The 17,748-nt window shown below is 47.5% G+C and carries 18 protein-coding genes and 2 pseudogenes; 6 read left to right on the plus strand and 14 right to left on the minus strand.

Going from position 1 to position 17,748, the window contains the following annotated elements; all coding sequences use genetic code 11:
* Positions 1–18: 18 nt before the first annotated feature.
* From uspE to AC3AP5_RS05075, 10 genes are all read right to left on the minus strand, one after another.
* On the minus strand, positions 19–945 hold the full coding sequence (gene uspE, locus AC3AP5_RS05030) for a universal stress protein UspE (RefSeq protein ID WP_006955767.1): 927 nt from the start codon (positions 943–945) through the stop codon (positions 19–21).
* Between the two features lie 78 nt (positions 946–1,023).
* Entirely contained in the window at positions 1,024–1,686 is a 663-nt protein-coding gene (locus AC3AP5_RS05035; protein WP_006955766.1) for a sulfite exporter TauE/SafE family protein, read from the minus strand.
* Positions 1,670–1,852, minus strand: a complete 183-nt coding sequence (ccoS, locus tag AC3AP5_RS05040) for a cbb3-type cytochrome oxidase assembly protein CcoS (protein ID WP_487327139.1) — start codon at positions 1,850–1,852, stop codon at positions 1,670–1,672. The genes AC3AP5_RS05035 and ccoS overlap by 17 nt, the downstream gene beginning before the upstream one ends.
* Entirely contained in the window at positions 1,849–4,248 is a 2,400-nt protein-coding gene (locus AC3AP5_RS05045; RefSeq protein ID WP_006955764.1) for a heavy metal translocating P-type ATPase, read from the minus strand. Before AC3AP5_RS05045 ends, ccoS begins: the two co-directional genes overlap by 4 nt.
* Positions 4,238–4,735, minus strand: coding sequence for a FixH family protein (locus tag AC3AP5_RS05050; protein WP_006955763.1), 498 nt, complete (start codon positions 4,733–4,735; stop codon positions 4,238–4,240). The genes AC3AP5_RS05045 and AC3AP5_RS05050 overlap by 11 nt, the downstream gene beginning before the upstream one ends.
* Positions 4,736–4,793: 58 nt before the next feature.
* Positions 4,794–5,747: a cytochrome-c oxidase, cbb3-type subunit III gene (gene ccoP / locus AC3AP5_RS05055; RefSeq protein WP_006955762.1), complete on the minus strand. Its 954-nt coding sequence runs from the start codon at positions 5,745–5,747 to the stop codon at positions 4,794–4,796.
* Positions 5,740–5,946 (minus strand): cbb3-type cytochrome oxidase subunit 3, encoded by a 207-nt coding sequence (locus AC3AP5_RS05060; protein ID WP_006955761.1) that lies wholly within the window; start codon positions 5,944–5,946, stop codon positions 5,740–5,742. The genes ccoP and AC3AP5_RS05060 overlap by 8 nt, the downstream gene beginning before the upstream one ends.
* A complete protein-coding gene (gene ccoO / locus AC3AP5_RS05065) occupies positions 5,943–6,566 on the minus strand; it encodes a cytochrome-c oxidase, cbb3-type subunit II (RefSeq protein ID WP_006955760.1) in 624 nt (207 codons plus the stop codon). Before ccoO ends, AC3AP5_RS05060 begins: the two co-directional genes overlap by 4 nt.
* Positions 6,567–6,577: 11 nt before the next feature.
* Positions 6,578–8,014 carry a cytochrome-c oxidase, cbb3-type subunit I gene (ccoN, locus tag AC3AP5_RS05070; RefSeq protein ID WP_286682735.1) on the minus strand — a complete coding sequence of 479 codons (1,437 nt, stop codon included), beginning with the start codon at positions 8,012–8,014 and terminating at the stop codon, positions 6,578–6,580.
* Positions 8,015–8,167: 153 nt separating this feature from the next.
* Positions 8,168–9,808, minus strand: a complete 1,641-nt coding sequence (locus AC3AP5_RS05075) for a methyl-accepting chemotaxis protein (protein ID WP_348671387.1) — start codon at positions 9,806–9,808, stop codon at positions 8,168–8,170.
* Positions 9,809–10,063: 255 nt separating this feature from the next.
* Between AC3AP5_RS05075 and AC3AP5_RS05080 the strand changes: the two genes are divergently transcribed.
* Complete coding sequence (locus AC3AP5_RS05080) at positions 10,064–10,453, plus strand: fasciclin domain-containing protein (protein WP_337877990.1); 390 nt, start codon at positions 10,064–10,066, stop codon at positions 10,451–10,453.
* A 101-nt stretch (positions 10,454–10,554) separates the two neighbouring features.
* Positions 10,555–11,070 carry an SRPBCC family protein gene (locus tag AC3AP5_RS05085; protein WP_272978096.1) on the plus strand — a complete coding sequence of 172 codons (516 nt, stop codon included), beginning with the start codon at positions 10,555–10,557 and terminating at the stop codon, positions 11,068–11,070.
* On the opposite strand, the gene AC3AP5_RS05090 is transcribed toward AC3AP5_RS05085, so the two are convergent.
* Positions 11,041–11,883, minus strand: coding sequence for an efflux RND transporter permease subunit (locus tag AC3AP5_RS05090; protein WP_272978097.1), 843 nt, complete (start codon positions 11,881–11,883; stop codon positions 11,041–11,043). The two genes, AC3AP5_RS05085 and AC3AP5_RS05090, sit on opposite strands and share 30 nt — an antisense overlap.
* A 140-nt stretch (positions 11,884–12,023) precedes the next feature.
* On the minus strand, positions 12,024–12,929 hold the full coding sequence (locus AC3AP5_RS05095; RefSeq protein WP_286911324.1) for a cation efflux transmembrane domain-containing protein: 906 nt from the start codon (positions 12,927–12,929) through the stop codon (positions 12,024–12,026).
* A 60-nt stretch (positions 12,930–12,989) separates the two neighbouring features.
* Here AC3AP5_RS05095 and cadR point away from each other — a divergent pair, with 60 nt between their 5' ends.
* Positions 12,990–13,415, plus strand: coding sequence for a Cd(II)/Pb(II)-responsive transcriptional regulator (cadR, locus tag AC3AP5_RS05100; RefSeq protein ID WP_272978099.1), 426 nt, complete (start codon positions 12,990–12,992; stop codon positions 13,413–13,415).
* Positions 13,416–13,449: 34 nt separating this feature from the next.
* Here the strand turns inward: cadR and AC3AP5_RS05105 are convergent, their stop codons facing one another.
* Entirely contained in the window at positions 13,450–15,354 is a 1,905-nt protein-coding gene (locus tag AC3AP5_RS05105; RefSeq protein ID WP_272978100.1) for a cytochrome c/FTR1 family iron permease, read from the minus strand.
* Between the two features lie 219 nt (positions 15,355–15,573).
* A pseudogene (locus AC3AP5_RS05110) lies at positions 15,574–15,678 on the minus strand (MerR family DNA-binding transcriptional regulator); the annotation flags it as partial.
* A 106-nt stretch (positions 15,679–15,784) separates the two neighbouring features.
* Here AC3AP5_RS05110 and AC3AP5_RS05115 point away from each other — a divergent pair.
* From AC3AP5_RS05115 to AC3AP5_RS05125, 3 genes and pseudogenes are all read left to right on the plus strand, one after another.
* Positions 15,785–16,330, plus strand: a pseudogene (locus AC3AP5_RS05115) (Tn3 family transposase); the annotation flags it as partial.
* Between the two features lie 268 nt (positions 16,331–16,598).
* Entirely contained in the window at positions 16,599–17,171 is a 573-nt protein-coding gene (locus tag AC3AP5_RS05120) for a hypothetical protein (RefSeq protein WP_287201285.1), read from the plus strand.
* Positions 17,172–17,535: 364 nt separating this feature from the next.
* Positions 17,536–17,694, plus strand: a complete 159-nt coding sequence (locus AC3AP5_RS05125; protein WP_170145479.1) for a hypothetical protein — start codon at positions 17,536–17,538, stop codon at positions 17,692–17,694.
* The last annotated feature ends 54 nt before the right edge of the window (positions 17,695–17,748 follow it).

Genomic DNA, 17,748 nt, shown 5'->3' on the forward strand with positions numbered 1-17,748 from the left:
ATAGCGAACCACTGTTTATTATGCCACTGGCGATTTAAAATCAGCGGGCTTTATAGCAAGGACATCACAGTTAAGACGCTCTAGTACATGTTCAGCGGTATTTCCCAACAGCGCCGCCGAAAAGCCAGTCCGTCCTTTCGTCCCTAAAACGACAAGTTCTGCATCCAGTCGTTTAGCTAAGTCGGGAATCACTTGTTCAGGCAAACCTTGTTCGACATGCTGCTGTGCATTAGGTATACGGTATTTACGAGCAAAGTTAGCCATTGCATTTTTGTGATGTTTTTCGAGTTCGTCGCTATATTGAGTCACGTCAAATTCGGGAATCTCTACCGCGACGTTAATAGGTGCCGCCGGGTAGGCATTCACTAAATGCAAGCTCGCATTGAGCACTTCAGTCATTGCTTGAGCGGTATCTACAACACGGTCATTAAGCTGTTGGTGCTCGTGCTCTTCCGATCCACTGTGTATGGCGGCCAACACTTGTCCATGTTGTGGCCAAGCATGTTCCTTGACCAACAAGACTGGGCAGGGTGCCTTTCTCAGTAAGTGCCAGTCGGTCGGGGTGAATAATAGATTTTGAAAACTCGGTTGAACTTGAGTTGCTTTGACCAACAGATCCGCTTCGAGCTTTTGAACATGCTCGATGATCGCTTCAAACGGACGGTTATGCCAAACGACAGTAATATCAATATCGAGCCCATCCGTATCAAAGCCCTCTAGTAAGTCGGCAATCCAGGCTCGACGATCAGCGATCAGGTTTGTGCGCATCGTATCGCGTTCATCGCGCGATAACATCGTGGTCATTTCATAAGAGAAATCATAAATAGAGAGGAGTAGGCTGATTTTTGCCTGCGTTAAACGAGCGATATGCAATGATCGGTTTATCGCTTTGTGCTCTTCATCAGCGGGGTCAACCACGACGAGAATCCGTTTAAATCGTTCCATGTTATGCTCCCACACACATAACCAATGATTGTTACCATTAACTTAGCGCAATAATGGATGCTATACCAGTGATCAGCATTAACCCTGTAGCAACGCTTTGATTACGATCAAAAGCGACCATAAACCGTAGAGTAGCATCATGACGCCTAAGGCTGTTCTAACCCCTTGGCTTCTGAATAGCTGAGCAACATGCTGGCTAATTAGTCCCAAACCGATCATCGCGGGAAACGTACCTAAAGCAAATAAAGCCATATAACCTGCACCACTAAAGGCACTCCCCGAAGCCGCTGCGTAACTCAATGCACTGTACACTAAACCGCAAGGTAACCAGCCCCAAAACATGCCCGCAAGGTAAGCAGGTAGTAATCCGTGTTGTCCACGCAATTTTGCGGCGAACGGCTGGAGCTTACGCCATACCGGGCGACCTAATGACTCAAGTTTAACCAGTATTGGCCACCACCCAGCTAAGTATAGGCCTAATAGTATCATCATGGTGGCGGCAAAAATTCTAAGAACAGGGGTCGTGTAGGGCGTGTCGGGGGCGAGTAATGCTACTGCGCCACCCATAATAGCGCCTAACAACGAATAGGATGTAAGACGGCCTAAATTATAAACAAACACAGTTAGGCGGTTCTGATTAACACCCATGGCTGCGGCAAGGCCGCCACACATCGCCAAGCAATGGCCCGCTCCCGCAAGCCCCATCAAAAGAGGAGTAAACCAATTAATCTGATCGGTCATCGTTTGGCTTTTCTTGCTCTTTTACGTCATCGTCATCCATTAGAATCGTCATACCTTGACGTTCAATGTCTTCAAATTGATTTGAGCGTACAGCCCAAAAAAAGATAACGACAGCTAAAATGACAAACAGGATAGCGACAGGAATTAATGCGTAAATAACACTCATAAACGGTACAACCTTAGTGAGTTTGCCACCACGACTAACGAGCTTAACGACATACCCAATGCGGCCGCCCAAGGCGCAACTAAACCTAACGCAGCGATAGGTAAAATGGTCAGATTGTAGCCTGCTGCCCAGATAAAGTTCTCACGCATAATGATACGCGTTTTTCGTGCCGTTTCGATAACATCCAATACACGTGTTAGTTGGTCATTAAGTAGCACCACATCCGCCGCTGTTTGCGCCATATCGGATGCATGAGCAAAGGTCATTGAAAGATCCGCTTGTGCTAAAACGGGACTGTCATTAATCCCGTCACCGATCATCCAAACAGTATGCTTTTGTTGCTGCAGTGACTTAATGGTATCAACCTTATCAGCTGGCGACTGCTCGCTGAGCACCTCGTCAATGTCCAACTGAGAGGCAAGTGTTTGAGCCCGTGCGTCGCTGTCACCCGTTAACATGATGGTTCGGATACCTTGCAGTTTTAACGCAGAAATGACGTCATGGCTATCCTCTCGCACCTCATCATCTACCTGAAATTCTGCCAACACAGCTTGACGGTTGGCTAAAATAACATTGCTTTGTCGCTTGGGTTGCCAGTTAGGGTGCCAGATTTGGATAAACTCGCAACGACCTAATCGATAGTCGGTGCCAGCAATTTCCGCCAGTATGCCTTGTCCAGGGTAATTTTGAATGGCATCAGGTGATGTGGGTTGATCGCTTAACTGAGATAAGGCGGCCGCAATCGGGTGTTCAGAGCGCTGCTCTAAACCACTTACAATCGCATTTATCATATCGATGTCGGCATAGTCTTCACGCGCGATCAGTTTAAATTGACCGTAAGTGAGTGTACCGGTTTTATCAAACACCACCGTATCAAGGTGTTTTACGCTCTCAAGCAGTTGTGCACCTTTGACTAAAACGTTCATCCGGTTGAGTCGATGCACGGCGCCTGTAATCGATGTGGGCGCGGCTAACGACAGGGCGCACGGACAAGTAGCTACCAATACTGCCAAGGTCACCCACAGGGCATGATCGGGATCAAACCAAGACCACACTAAAAAAGTAACCGCGGCGATCGCAAGCAGCGTCATCACAAAATACTGCGCGATATGGTCAATCGCTTTCTGCACTTTGGGCTTGTCGGCTAAAGCAGCATCTTGCATAGCAACAATGCCAGCCAATACGGTTTGTTGAGCGGTAGCTGTGACTTTAATTCTCAGTGTCGCGCTTTGATTAACCGAGCCTGCTACAATACCGTCACCGGTTGCTTTGGTGACTGGGCGACTTTCTCCCGTCAGCAAGCTTTCATCGACCGAGGCCTTATCGCTCAAGAGAACGCCATCCGCGGGTATGGTTTCGCCAGGTTTAATAACAATAATGTCGTTAATTTTGAGTTGTTTGGCTGCAATATCCTCTAGTCCACCATCATATTCACGGTGCGCCAAGTTGGGCATGTAAGTAAGGCGATTGGTAGAAAATTTGAGAGCCTTTTCTTTGGCTAACAACTCTAAAAAACGACCCGTCAGCAGGAAAAAGGTAAACATCGAGATCGATTCAAAATAGACCTCACCGCGTCCGATAATGACTGCATATAAACTTGCAATGTATGCACCGATTAACGCGATACTGACGGGAACGTCCATGTTAACGCTACCCGCCTGAATACTTTTGAGCGCGCTCTTATAAAAAGGCTGGCCACTGTATAAGATCACGGGAGTTGCAAACACTAAACTGACAACCCACAGATATTGTTGAGTTGTTGGGTCAAGATCGGAAACCACGCCAAAATAAAGAGCGAAGGCAATCATCATGACTTGCATGGTGGCTAAGCCAGCGACACCCAACCGTTTAATAAATCCTTTGCGCCGCGCGTTGATGTTGGCTTCTATTTGGTTCTGCTGAAAGGGTAGAGCTTGATACCCAATACGGGCGAGCCGGGCTATGATATCACTTAACTTGATTATGCTACCGTCCCACTCTATGTGAAGACGTTGGTTACTCACGTTAACGACCGATTTAATCATCCCGGGTGTTTTTGCAAGTTCTCGCTCGATAAGCCATGCACAGGCACCACAGGTGATATTATTCACGGTAAGGGTGGTTTGCTTACTATGATCACCCGTGTTTCGGACAAAATCTGACTGAACGTCAGGGTTGTCATATACGTCGAGTTCTTTGAGTTGCTCGGGTAATAATGGCGTTTGTTGAGGTTTATCTAAATCACGATGTTTATAATAAGCTGTTAAACCATGTTCAATGATGGTTTCAGCGACCGCTTGGCAGCCAGCACAACACACCGCTTTGTCGTCACCTTGGAACGCAACCGATAGCTCGACGCCGTGCGGTATCGGTTGCAAACAGTGAAAACAAACGCCGTCTTCAACGTCAGACGCCATAGAGGTTCGGCTCCAACAACGTGGCTTTGTCTAATGGAAAATAAAACTGTTCACTGACTTTCCAATCAGCACTGTGAGGTGTCACGGTAATCGTGTACTTGCCTGACATGTCAGCAGGTATATCGGTTCGATATACACCATCTGCACCAACCGTCACTTGACGAGTAAAATCTTTAGTGGATTGCGTTGCATGGACAAACTCAACCGTGAGTGCTGAGAGTTCGCTAGGCTGTCCAGACGCATATTGCAACGTGAACTTACCGTCGTGAGCGGTGACATTAAATGAGATTCCCAGTTTTTTTGCTTTTTCTACATGTTCAATGACCGCGTTGATCATTTTGCCGCGTTTATAGTAGTCATCGACTACCATTGAAAAACCACCTTGGGATGCAGAGAGGTAAATAATCGTCGCACACACGCACATGACGGTTACGGGCAGGGCGATTAGAAACCAAGGCCAAAACTGCTTATACCAGGGTTTCTGCATAATAATAATCCTCTTTAACAAAAAACCCCGCCGTAGCGGGGCTTTAAACCAGATTTACTTACTCATCGTGAGACAAGCTGTAAATGTACGCTGAGACAACGTGTATTTTATCCTCTCCGAGAATATCTTTCCACGCTGGCATCACACCGTTTCTTCCGTAATGTAAAGTTTCCTCGATAGTGGCAATAGAACCACCGTACAACCAAACATTATCAGTCAAATTAGGCGCACCTAGCTGCTGGTTACCTTTACCATTTGGACCGTGACACGCTGAACAGACCGCAAAGTTTTTCTTACCTGCGGCAACGAGTTCTGGGTCACGTTCACGACCACTTAGGCTCGCTACATAGTTCGCTAACTCAGTAATTTCCTGATCACTGAACTGTTCACCCCATGCAGGCATGTTGCCTTGACGACCGTTAAGCAAGGTCGTCTTGATGTCGTGCGGAGTACCGCCATATAACCAGTCGTCATCAGTCAGGTTAGGGAAGCCACGTCCGCCCATTGCGTTTGAACCGTGACACTGAGAACAGTTTTGCAGGAATAGGCGCTGGCCCACCTCTAAAGCGTCCTCATTTTTGATCAGCTCTTGAATCGGCGTTTGAGCATAGGCTTCGAAAATTGGACCAAACTCTTCCTCAGCATCACGCACTTCGCGGTCGTACTGAACGATAGAGCCGTCATCTTTTGAAGCTTTCATGGCTGCACGTGACTCAGCTAACGATTGCACATCTTGGTTCGAGCTTTTCCAACCTAATAAACCGTCGAACTTACCAAGCCCCGGATACAGTGCTAGGTAAACAAAGCCCCAAGCAAAACACGCCCAGAACAAGTAGGTCCACCATTTAGGTAGTGGGTTATTGACTTCAACGATGCCATCGAACTCATGGTCCATCTCCTGGCCTTCATCGATGTCCGTATAGTTTTTCATGTTCCAACGCAATAGCCAGATGAGGACAAACAACAACCCCAACGTTAGAACAATGATCCATGCACTCCAGAAGTTACTCATCTTTCTTGGACTCCGGTTTCTCGCTATTTTCGTTAGATGAGGACTCCGACTCATTCTCGTCAAAGATTGAGTTAGCAGCCTCATCAAATTGTTTGTTGGCGCGGCGGCTCAGGTAAACCCAAAGTACGATGGCAATAAAAATTACCAAAATCACGATGGAGAAGAGTCCCCGCCAAGTGCCGTAATCTTCGTAACTCATTCGTTATCCGCGCGTTTCAGAGCGGTCCCGAGTGATTGAAGATAAGCAATAAGCGCTTGCATCTCGGTCTTACCTTGAACAGCTTCTTTTGCGCCAGCGATATCTTCATCCGTATAAGGAACGCCTAATGTACGAAGTGCTTCCATTTTCTTAGCTGTGTAAGCACCATCTAACGTGTTTTCAGCTAACCAAGGGAAGGCAGGCATATTTGACTCAGGTACAACGTTACGTGGATTCATCAAATGCACATAGTGCCAATCATCACTGTAACGACCACCTACACGAGCCAAGTCAGGTCCAGTACGCTTTGAGCCCCACAAGAAAGGGTGGTCCCAAACACTTTCACCTGCCAGTGAATAGTGACCGTAACGTTCGGTTTCTGCACGGAACGGACGAATCATCTGGCTGTGACAGTTAGAGCAACCTTCACGCATGTAAATATCGCGGCCTTCTAACTGAAGTGCGGTGTAAGGTTTCAAACCTTTAACCGGCTCTTGTACTTGGCTTTGGAATAACAGTGGGGTGATCTCTACAAGACCACCAATCGACACTGCGATAATCATCAAAACAGACAACCAGCCAAGGTTCTTTTCTACAAATTCATGTTTTACACGACTCATTGTTATCTCCCTTAGGCTGTTTGTACGACGTTACCTGCGGCAGTCTCACGACGGCCGGCACGGATGGTTTGATAACAGTTGTAAGCCATTAGCAGCATACCTATGATAATAAACAAACCACCGATAAAGCGGCCCGTCCAGAACGGATATGAAGCTTGTACGCCCTCAACAAAGCTGTAAGTCAAGGTGCCGTCAGCGTTAGTTGCACGCCACATCAAGCCTTGCATTACGCCTGAAATCCACATCGAAACGATGTAGAAAACTACGCCGATCGTGTGTAGCCAGAAGTGCACGTTGACCAACTTGATACTATGAATTTGTTTCTGGTTGAACAAACGTGGAACTAAGTAGTACATTGAACCGATTGTAATCATCGCAACCCAACCCAAGGCACCTGAATGAACGTGACCAATGGTCCAGTCCGTGTAGTGCGATAGGGCGTTTACAGACTTAATCGCCATCATCGGGCCTTCGAAAGTCGACATGCCGTAGAACGATAGAGAAACAATCAAGAAACGCAAGATGGGGTCAGTACGCAGTTTGTGCCATGCGCCAGACAGGGTCATAATACCGTTGATCATGCCGCCCCAAGAAGGTACGAACAAGATTACAGACATCACCATACCCACTGATTGAGTCCAATCTGGAAGCGCAGTGTAATGAAGATGGTGAGGACCTGCCCAAATATAAAGTGAGATAAGGGCCCAGAAGTGAACAACCGACAAACGGTATGAGTAGACAGGGCGCTCAGCTTGTTTAGGTACGAAGTAATACATCATACCCAAGAAACCGGCTGTGAGCAGGAAGCCTACCGCATTGTGTCCATACCACCACTGAATCATGGCGTCGACCGCACCCGAGTAGATGGAGTACGACTTAACGAAATTGACCGGAATCGCCATGCTATTCACGATATGTAGCATCGCGATAACCACGATAAAGCCACCGTAGAACCAGTTTGCAACATAGATGTGCGAGGTTTTACGAATCGCTAACGTACCGAAGAATACGATTGCATAAGCAATCCACACAACGGCAATCAGGATATCAATCGGCCATTCAAGCTCAGCATATTCCTTTGTAGTGCTTAAGCCCATGGGCAATGTGATGACTGCCGCCACGATAACAGCCTGCCAACCCCAAAATGTAAACGTTGCTAAGCGGTCCGAGAACAGCTTGGTTTTACATGTCTTTTGAACAACGTAGTAGGAGGTTGCAAATAATGCACTGGTACCAAAAGCAAAAATAACGGCATTGGTATGAAGTGGACGAAGGCGAGAGTAGGTAAGCCAAGGCGTATTAAAGTTCAGCTCAGGCCACACAAGTTGTGCAGCAATAAGCACGCCCAAGCCCATGCCGACGATACCCCAAATAATGGTCATGACAGTAAACTGCCGAACGACCTTCATATTATATTCGATCGGTTGGTTTTGAAGTGTTTCACTCATCTTGATATTCCGCGGTGATTGAGTTCAGGAAAAAGACGACTTTTACCCGCTTACTTATAAAAGTCAGCTCCCTTGTAAAAGTGCCAATAGTTTACACCTTACGGCTATAAACGTACAGAGGACATATTAACAATATCCCCATAAACTAAAAGGCTATTTTACGCGAAACCGCCGTATCATTTGACTCAAATCAACGCTGTTTTTAATAAGTGAATCAGACACTTGTTTTACCTGTTGGCTCGCGTCTTTAGTGTCATGTGTCAGCGTACTTATCGACGTTATATTCTGACTAATGTCTTGCGTTACACGGCTTTGCTCATCCGTTGCAGACGCAATTTGTACATTCATTCCTGAGATATTTGCGACAGCCTCTTGGATCTGACTAATGGCTTGTTCGGCTTCGATGGTTTCACCGCGGGTTTGCTCAGAACTTGATTCAGCTTCGCGTATAATATTCGTTACATCACTAATGGCGCGCTGAATGTTGTCGACAATGCTGCCAATTTCATCCGTCGATTTCTGTGTCTTGGTCGCCAACTGCCTAACTTCGTCTGCAACCACAGCAAAGCCCCGTCCCGCTTCACCCGCTCGAGCCGCTTCAATAGCGGCGTTTAACGCAAGCAAGTTGGTTTGCTCAGCAATTGTGATAATAACATTCAGAATGTCGCCAATCTCCTTAGAACCTTCCGTCAAGGTTTTTGCATGTTGATTGGCTTGATTCAAACGTTGTGTCAACTCATCAATGTTCTGAACGGCGCGCCGAACTGTGGTGGCTGAACGACCCGATTGCTCATCCGCGACACTGGCTGATTCCGCTGCTTCGCGCGCATGATCTGCGACTTCGCCGGCGGAAGATGTAAGCTCATTGACGGCTGTAGCAACGGCTTCGGTTTGTTGGCTTAAGCGCTCGGTTTGCGAAGAACTCGAATCACATAATTTTGCCAACTGCTCAGCCGCCGCCTGCTCAGCGTCAACCGAATCCTGCACATTGGTGACAAGCTGCTGGATTTTATGAACAAAGGTATTGAATGACTCAGCCACTCGAGTGAGTTCGTCATTGCCTTGAGTCTCAAGTCGTTTGGTGAGATCACCGTCACCTTCGGAAATATTTTCCATCGCTTGATTAATGGCTTTTAATGGACGTACGATACTTCGAATAATTAATAAAAAGAGAACGAGCAATGGCACGGATAGAAATATCGCCAGTAACACTAGCTTAAAGAATTGCGCCCAAAGTAGGGCGGCGATGTTATCAACGTATTGGCCGGTGCCGACAATCAAGTTCCATGGCTGAAAAACTTGCACTCGACTGATCTTATCAACCAAATTATTCTTATCGGCACCTTTTTGCCAAATATATTCAACCGTTGCGCGATCTTGATTTTTTACCCCGTCCACCATTTGTTGAAATAGCCGCGTACCGTTGGGATCTTTGTAATCGAGTACATTTGTCCCAACAAGCTGCTTAGCAAACGGATGTTGCACCATGTCACCGCTACGGTTGATGGTGAAAATATATTCTTCTCCCTCGTAGCGGATTTCATTAAGACGGGCAAACGCGCGTTGTTTGGCTTCAGTTTCCGTCAGTTCACCTTGTTCTTGAAGACTATGATAGTAGCTTATAACGCTTATCGCAGAATCCAGCACGGCATCAAGTTTGTGTTTTTCCTCATCGACAAATACACCACGCAGAATAAACATCATAAAGGCAACCATCAGTGCGGTGCCAATAGCTGCGATGCCGAGTAGGGCAATGAGTCGTTGAACGATCGAGTAGCGATTGAGTATAGCCATGTTTGCTCCAATGCAGATAACGCTTCCTAAATAGGTTTATCGGCAAAATTACAGAACATTTACAGTTTTATTTTTAATCGAAATCAAACACGCCGTCGTATTATTCGATGCCCTAATTATTCGAGGAGGCATATTATGTTTCGTAAATTCATGTTTGCAGTAGTAGGCGGTGTACTCGCATTTTCATCAACCCAAGCGTTGGCCGATCATCACGGTGGTAAAAAAGAGATGAAAGGTGATTAGGATATTGTACAAATTGCATCTAAAGATCCGCAGTTCTCAACCCTAGTCACGGCTATTAAAGAAGCCGGTTTAGTAGGCACATTAAAAGGTGACGGTCCATTTACCGTGTTCGCACCGACTAATGATGCGTTCGCGGAGCTGCCAGACGGCGCACTTGACGAGTTGCTTAAAGACAAAGATAAGTTGCGTGCGGTACTGACTTATCACGTAGTACCTGGCAACATTATGAGCACAGACATCAAAGGTAAAACCACCGATGTAGAAACCGTTGAGGGCTCTACTATTGCCGTTGATGCAACAAATGGCGTGATGATTAATGACGCGATGGTGATTAAAGCGGATATCAAAGCTAAAAATGGCGTGATCCACGTGATTGATGCCGTGTTGATGCCTGGTCAATAAGTCCAGCTTTGACCCCTAAGAAAAAAAGCGGCAATGATATTGCCGCTTTTTTTATGTCCGCTATGCTATGCTCGTTTAATTAAAATATTAACGAGATAACTATGCGAAAAACCACACACTTGTCCTTCCTAGTGAGCGCGTTATTCTTATCACCTTTTGCTTCGGCAGACGTTGTATCAAGTGACAGTACGGGTTTTCATATCAAACAAACGCATCGCTATGAAGACGGCGCGACAAATGCATATCGCGTATTTGTCGATGACATTGATAGCTGGTGGCCTGTTGATCACACTTGGTTTGGTGCCGACGGCACGCTGACAATTGACCCTGTCGCCGGCGGCTGTTTTTGCGAGATAGCAGGGGATAGACAAGCTCAACATATGACCGTTGCCTATGTCGATCCCGGCCGTGTACTTCGTCTCACAGGCGGCTTAGGTCCGCTGCAGGGATTGGGGTTAAACGGTACGATGACCTTGACCTTCAGCGATAGTGAGTTAACGCTGGAGTATATCGTTAGCGGATACCCCAGCGTTGATCTTACCCAACTTGCGCCGGTTGTAGACAAGGTCTTGTCGCTACAAATGAGCTCATTTACTGAGTTTACTTCGCAAGAATAGTGCCGTTAATGCCGGTAACGTCGTTACTGTAACGATGGCAGCCCCCATTAAGCCAAACATCACGATGGTGCCAACGCCGCGATAAAGCTCGGTACCTTCGCCCGGGATGAACACTAACGGTGCGATACCGCATAAGGTGGTTACTGTCGTTATGGCAATAGGGCGAATACGACTTTTCAATGCGCCGCTCAACGCATCTTGAACCGAACACGCTTGTTGATGCTTTAAATAAAGCGTGCGCTCAATAACGAGTATGGGGTTATTGATCACGGTACCCATGAGAATTAGGAAACCCAGCATCGTAATCATATCGAAAGGTTGCTGAAATAAGCCAACTCCATTAAGCAGGGCTAACCCAGCGATACCTGCACTGATGCCCATAGGAATCGTCGTCATGATCAGTAACGGATGTCCCCAATGAGCAAAAATGGCCACCATGAGTAAATAAACAATAGCCACCGCTAACAGATAATTCTCCATCAATGCGGCTTGTGTCTCAGCAAGCTGGTCCGCTGCACCTGACAACTGCGTAGTCATGTCGTTAGGTATGACTCCTTGTTCACGCAAATAGCCAATCACATCGTTGCGAACTTGCTCGACACCTTGCTCCAAGGCAACCGAGTCAGGTGGAATGATATTTAAAGTGACAGTGCGACGACTATCGACGCGCCTTACAGTACTCGTATCCACCGTTTCCACAATATCAGCAACTGATGATAAAAATACTGGCCGTCCATCGCGTTGAATGACTGGCAGGCTATCGAGATCTGACGGTTTTAGAGGGGACACCGGGATTTGTACAATAATCGCCAAATTAAGGCTAACTATCTGATAAGTAATTATAATTGTAAGTGAAGTAAGTTTTGAACCGTAACCCTTCGAAGTTACAAAACTTTCTGTCTTTTAGAGGTCCGGCCGGTAAAAGCGTTGAATTTAGCCACTTGGTCCGCACCTTAGGACTTAAGTTGTAAAATTCGACGTGCGCCACTGAGCACAATCACAGCAATAAGGAGGCCGATCAGTAAATCCGGATACCGCGATCCCGTCCAAGCGACCAAAAAGCCCGCCAAAATGACGCCAAGATTGGCAATGACATCGTTGGCGGAGAAAATCCAACTCGCCTTCATGTGTGCACCGCCATCTCTGTTTTTAGCAATCAATACCAAACACCAAGCATTAGCCATCAATGCGACCAAACCGAAGCTCATCATCAGGCTGGAAACTGGCTCGCTGCCATACCAAAATCGCCGCAATACTTCACTCAAGGCGCCTAAGGCTAATATCACCTGCAACCAGCCGGACAAATGTGCGGCGCGCAGCTTCATCCGAACGCTGTGCCCAACGGCATAAAGCGATACGCCATACACCGCAGCATCGGCAAACATATCCAGTGAGTCGGCGATTAATCCCGTGGATTGAGCCAGCCAGCCGACCGTGATTTCAACCGCAAACATGACCGCATTAATGACTAACAACCATTTGAGTATACGGGCTTCATTTTGTGACGTTTGTTGGGCCGATACTTGAGCCTGGATGAAGACATTATTTTCCACTGGATGAGTGTGCTCAAGCGTCGCCCCCAGTCCAAGCGCGTGCATTCGAGCCTCAATGGTTGCCGCGTTGTCACCGTGAAAAATGCGAACCTTTCGATTGGGGGTATCAAATTCCAACGTCACCTTTGGGTTAACGCTATCCAGCGCCATGCGGATCATGCCTTCTTCCGAAGGGCAATCCATCTTGGCTACACGGTATTCGCTAACGTAACCGGTATCTATCTTTGCTTTGTCTACTGAATCCTGAGTGACACAACCCTCTGAATTGTTCACAGTCCCGCAGGTGCCGCTGCATTGCTCTGCCATAAAAAGCCCTTGTTATACCCGTAGTGCCCAGTTTAAACTCTATTGTAACTATAGAGTCAAGTGTTGGAGATCAATGCGGTGAAAATCGGTGAACTGGCGAAAATGACCGGCTGCTCAGTGCAGACAATTCGTTATTATGAAAAAGAACAGTTGTTGGCATCTACCCAGCGCAGCGAAGGGAATTTTCGTTTGTATGATGCAACTGCCATTGAACGGCTGATGTTTATCAAGCACTGCCGCAATCTTGACCTCGCTTTATCAGAGATCCGGCAACTGTTAGCGTTAACCGGATCGCCTGACACACAATGCGATGACGTCAACCGAATGATCGACACACACATCGAGCAAGTGGAAGCCCGAATTCAAGAACTCAGCCACCTTCGACAACAGTTAAAAACCTTGCGCAACAGCTGCTCAAATGAGCGAACCGTTGAGCAGTGTGGCATTTTGCACAATTTGTCAGCTAATCGGACTCCGAAGCGGTAACCGGTAAGCCCTTCATGCCTGGCGCTTTGGAAACTTACGGACGCAAGCGCTGCTTCACTTTTGATCCCCAGATAAACACCATAAACACCACCAGGATCAAGGCCTGTGCCGTGATCCCCTGCCAAGTGGATTTGAGGCCTATCCAACTCAAATCAACGTTCACCGGTAACGGCGACATTCCAATGAGGGCCGCTTCCTGTAATGCGGAAATCCCTTTCCCTGTTAAAATAAAAGACAGCGCTAAGAGCAGGTAGGTCGTCGTCGAAAAAAACCTGGCAATGGGTAGCTTGATTGAATACCGGATCAGCACCCAGGACAACACAGCCAGCATGGCAACACCAAGCAAAAAGCCTCCGGCAACAACTGAATATTGTGCCTCGACCGCTTGTGTCAGGAGAGACTCATAGAATAAGACAGTTTCAAAGACTTCCCGATAGACTGCAATGAAAGAGAGCGCTGCCAGCCCCCACAGAGTGCCGGATTTCAGCCGCTCATTGACGTGCTTCTGTATGTAAGCCTGCCATTGCGCCGCATGGGTCTTGCTGTGCATCCAGATCCCGACATAAAACAATACCAGCGCTGCGAACAATGCGGCGACGCCCTCCATCACCTCTCGACTAGCCCCACTGATACTGATCAACGACTGGGCTGCTACCCAGGTTGCACCGCCCGACAGGAGTGCCACGATCCAACCGGTGTGTACGTATTTGAGGGCATCTTGTCGTTGCGTACGGATCAGCACGGTCATCAATGCAATGATGACCAGCAGGGCTTCCAACCCTTCGCGCAACAAGATGATCAAGCTGGCCGTAAATAACGTCCCACCGGATAAGGTCGATTCATTCTGTAGGCGATCAGCTTCACTCAACTGCGCCAGTGTTTCCGTCATGAGGGCGTCCAACTCACCGTTCTGTTGTGCCCGGTTAATGACCTGGCGCAACTTCATCATATTGACTTCAATATTTTTACGAAGCGTTGGATCTTGCGTGTCCAAACTGTTTTCAACCAGCTCAAAGCCGTCCAGATAAGCACTGATTGCCAGTTCGCTGGCCGCTTGATAATCACCTTTCTGGTAAGCGGCATGGGCGGCCATTAAACGCTCGCGGCTGATGGCAAGAGGGTTTTGTTGCTTGTCAAACAATTGCTCTGGATGGGCGCGCAGCCACTCGGCAAGATATTCGACCTCTTGCGACTGCCCGGCGGCAATCTGTGCTGGGCTGAAGTTGACGAGTTGGGACAAAGAAATATTCGAATCGTTGACAGATGGTTTGGGGTTAGACTGAAACGCCAGGCTGCCTACGTAGAATGCCAGTGACCAGCGTTGTTGCTCGGTCAGCTGATTAAAGCCAGGCATCGCAGTATCATCGATACCATTGGATATGGCATCAAACAGCCCGAGAACTGATCGATTCGACGCCCGTTCCTTATCGGTAAAATTGGTGGGTGCGGGATTCAGCTGCGTTGACAGAGTCCCATCACCTTTTCCCGTTAAGCCATGACAAGTTGTACAGTTATCCTTGAATAACGATTCAACCGTCCTTTTGGGCGACAAGCGATCTGGCAATGTGGATTGCGGCATCAAGGCCAGTAAAGAGCGCCGCAGTTGAGTGCTCAGTTGGCGAACAAGGCGAACGTCCTGTTTGTTTTGAACCGCTTGCTGTAGAGCGCCCGCTTCGGCTTGTAGATTGTGAGAATCAAGGGCGGGCTTGGCAATCATTGCGCTTTTATCGACCAGTAATTGCGCAAACTCAAGCATTTCCTGGTATTCATCGAGATTGACCACCGTGTTGTGATCTACCGCAGCAACATAGTCAGCACCGATGTACTCAGCCAGTTGAGCCAATTGTCGAATTTGGCGATGGCTGTTATCGGCCGCATGACTGACGCTTGTGAGCAACGCAAACGATAACAGCAGGCATAGCCGCATGGCTTTCACCATTGACCATCTCTGATCTGTAAAATGGGGCATCCAGCGAATTAGCATGGTCGATATCTCTACTTATACGATTGTTAATGATAATTAATCGCATTATAAACCCTGTAGCCACTACAGAGTCAAGCTCTCCGAAATGCTTGATGATACTTATGGAAAAGATGGTCGGGATGATGTGAAGCGTAGTTAGGGGTGAATTAAACTTTTCACTTGCACTAGGGCTGTTTTCGGCGGTTGCGTGATGAGACCTTGGCGTTCGTAATAGCGGATAGTTTCGACATTGACGCCAGCGGTCTTGGCCAGTTGACCGATGGCGTAATGCGACGTCATGACCAAAGGGCTCCCAGCGGTACGGCGTAAAGATGGTCACCAAAGGCTGTCGTGTGATCTCCGTCGTAAAGCAGGACACCCATTTTGAAGCGGTCTCCGGCCACGGATTGAATGGGATCTCATTGAAAAGCATTATGCGGATATGCTTCGAACAGCAATGTCAGTGAAAGCAGGTAAAATTACCGCGTCAACGATCTTGCGTCGGTTTGGCACAAAGAACCGGAAAAACAAGCTGTATTTTGCGCTCCGAGAGCTTGGACGCGTGGTCAGAACCATGTTTTTGCTCGAATACATTACCGATATTGACCTGCGCAAAACGATCCAGGACGCGACCTGTAAGAGCGAGGAGTTTAGTGAATTTGCCCGCTGGCTGTTTTTTGCTAATGGCGGAAAAATTCCCGCCAACTTAAAGCATGAGCAAAGTAAAATCGTGAAATACAATCATTTGCTGGCAAACTTTGCGATCCTGTACAACGTGAACGCGATGACAGAGGTGTTTAATCAGATGAGGTCAGAAGGCCACAATATCACCCGCGACCATATGGCCGCATTCTCACCTTACCATACCGAGCATTTGGGCCGGCTGGGAAGTTTTGAGCTGGACCTGACTAAGCAAGTCAAACCCATGACATTTGAGCTGCTTGTCGATTAAATCTATATAACTCAATGAATTATGCTCTGAGTGGCTAAATTCAACGCTTTTACCGGCCGGACCTCAGAATGAGGCACGCTATCAAAATGAGCGAGAGCAATGGCAGACCCAGAAACAGGAGCTGGAGGACGCGCTCGCCAGCGCTCAGGCGCAAAGCGCGTCGCTTATCGCGCAAGTCAATGAGCTGGAGAGTATCGGGGCGTCACTCCGTGAAGAAAGAGAGCAACTGAGGATCTCGCTGGGTCAGGCTACCGAAAAAGAATCAGGGTTGCATCAGCGTCTAAGCGAACGGCAAGCTCATATTGCCTCGCTAGAGCAAAAGCATACCCATGCCCGGGAAGCGCTGGAACATTTCAGAGCAGCAACGAAAACACAGCGCGAACAAGATCTGCAACGTCACGAGCATCAGGTGCAACTGGTGCAGGCTGAATTGCGCAAGGCGCAGCAGCAGGTTGCTGTTGTTCAGGAAAGCCTCGATAAGGCAATGCATAACCACGCTTCGCTAGAAGCCAGGTTGCAGGTGACACATGAGCAGTTGTCCAGCGCCCGTCAAAATCTTGAAAAGGAGCAGCAGCATGCCGCTCAGCTCAAGAGTGAGTTAACAGTGATACAAGGTAATTTGAAACAAAAAGAGGTGGTGGTGATAGCACAAAGCGAAAAGCTTGCTGGATATAAGCGTCAAGTTTTGACGCAACAAGCAGAAATGGAACAATTACGTCACAGTAATATTCAACTGAGTACAGCATTGAAAGCAAAAGAGACATTTGTTGAGCAGTTACTGCAAATAAAAAGCCTAACCCAGCTCACTGCTGTTCAGACTGATCGCGATGAAGGGGGATGAACAGGCCATTTAGAGAGTGGATCGGGGTAAACTGTAACACGACGTAGACTAATTCATCTTAAGCGAAGCCAAGAGCTTGCTGAAGCTCTCCAAATAATATTTTCATACTGACAGCGCCTCTTGTTTTCCACAACAGATGATGTGTGGCACACACAGACTGGAAAGGCATGGCAAATGCGAAGTTGGTGTAATAATAGGGGGAAATCAGTGTGTGTTGTTAGCCAGTAAGTTGGGATGGTTTATTGCCAATAATGTATGATATACAACTTCAGGACGCATGGTTTTGTAAATACTTCGCTCTAAAAATCTTAACTTCGGAACAGTATTTGCGTATTAATGTTTTTAACCAACCAGTGAGGCACCTATGATCACTAGTAATCCAGAAACCTTGCAGCCCGCTGCGCAATTACTCGACCAACCCAGTACAGAGAAATCGGGCTGTAGCCAGTCTTCTGAGTCAAAGCAGCAGGGACAAGAGTTTGCTGAAATACTGGATACAATAAAGCAACAAAAAAGCGGCTAAAGGATGCCGCGAGAAGAAATAACCGGCGCGCTAATGCCGGTTATTCCCCTTACT

Source organism: Idiomarina sp. D18, from assembly GCF_057748155.1.

Bases quoted from the DNA above. Each gene is read 5' to 3' on its own strand.
- ccoO (WP_006955760.1), bottom strand. From the start codon at position 6,566: ATGAGTCGTGTAAAACATGAATTTGTAGAAAAGAACCTTGGCTGGTTG.
- ccoS (WP_487327139.1), bottom strand. From the start codon at position 1,852: ATGAGTGTTATTTACGCATTAATTCCTGTCGCTATCCTGTTTGTCATT.
- ccoP (WP_006955762.1), bottom strand. From the start codon at position 5,747: ATGAGTAACTTCTGGAGTGCATGGATCATTGTTCTAACGTTGGGGTTG.
- AC3AP5_RS05095 (WP_286911324.1), bottom strand. From the start codon at position 12,929: ATGGCAGAGCAATGCAGCGGCACCTGCGGGACTGTGAACAATTCAGAG.
- AC3AP5_RS05045 (WP_006955764.1), bottom strand. From the start codon at position 4,248: ATGGCGTCTGACGTTGAAGACGGCGTTTGTTTTCACTGTTTGCAACCG.
- AC3AP5_RS05050 (WP_006955763.1), bottom strand. From the start codon at position 4,735: ATGCAGAAACCCTGGTATAAGCAGTTTTGGCCTTGGTTTCTAATCGCC.
- AC3AP5_RS05125 (WP_170145479.1), top strand. From the start codon at position 17,536: ATGATCACTAGTAATCCAGAAACCTTGCAGCCCGCTGCGCAATTACTC.
- AC3AP5_RS05060 (WP_006955761.1), bottom strand. From the start codon at position 5,946: ATGAGTTACGAAGATTACGGCACTTGGCGGGGACTCTTCTCCATCGTG.
- uspE (WP_006955767.1), bottom strand. From the start codon at position 945: ATGGAACGATTTAAACGGATTCTCGTCGTGGTTGACCCCGCTGATGAA.
- AC3AP5_RS05035 (WP_006955766.1), bottom strand. From the start codon at position 1,686: ATGACCGATCAGATTAATTGGTTTACTCCTCTTTTGATGGGGCTTGCG.
- ccoN (WP_286682735.1), bottom strand. From the start codon at position 8,014: ATGAGTGAAACACTTCAAAACCAACCGATCGAATATAATATGAAGGTC.
- AC3AP5_RS05105 (WP_272978100.1), bottom strand. From the start codon at position 15,354: ATGGTGAAAGCCATGCGGCTATGCCTGCTGTTATCGTTTGCGTTGCTC.
- AC3AP5_RS05075 (WP_348671387.1), bottom strand. From the start codon at position 9,808: ATGGCTATACTCAATCGCTACTCGATCGTTCAACGACTCATTGCCCTA.
- AC3AP5_RS05085 (WP_272978096.1), top strand. From the start codon at position 10,555: ATGCGAAAAACCACACACTTGTCCTTCCTAGTGAGCGCGTTATTCTTA.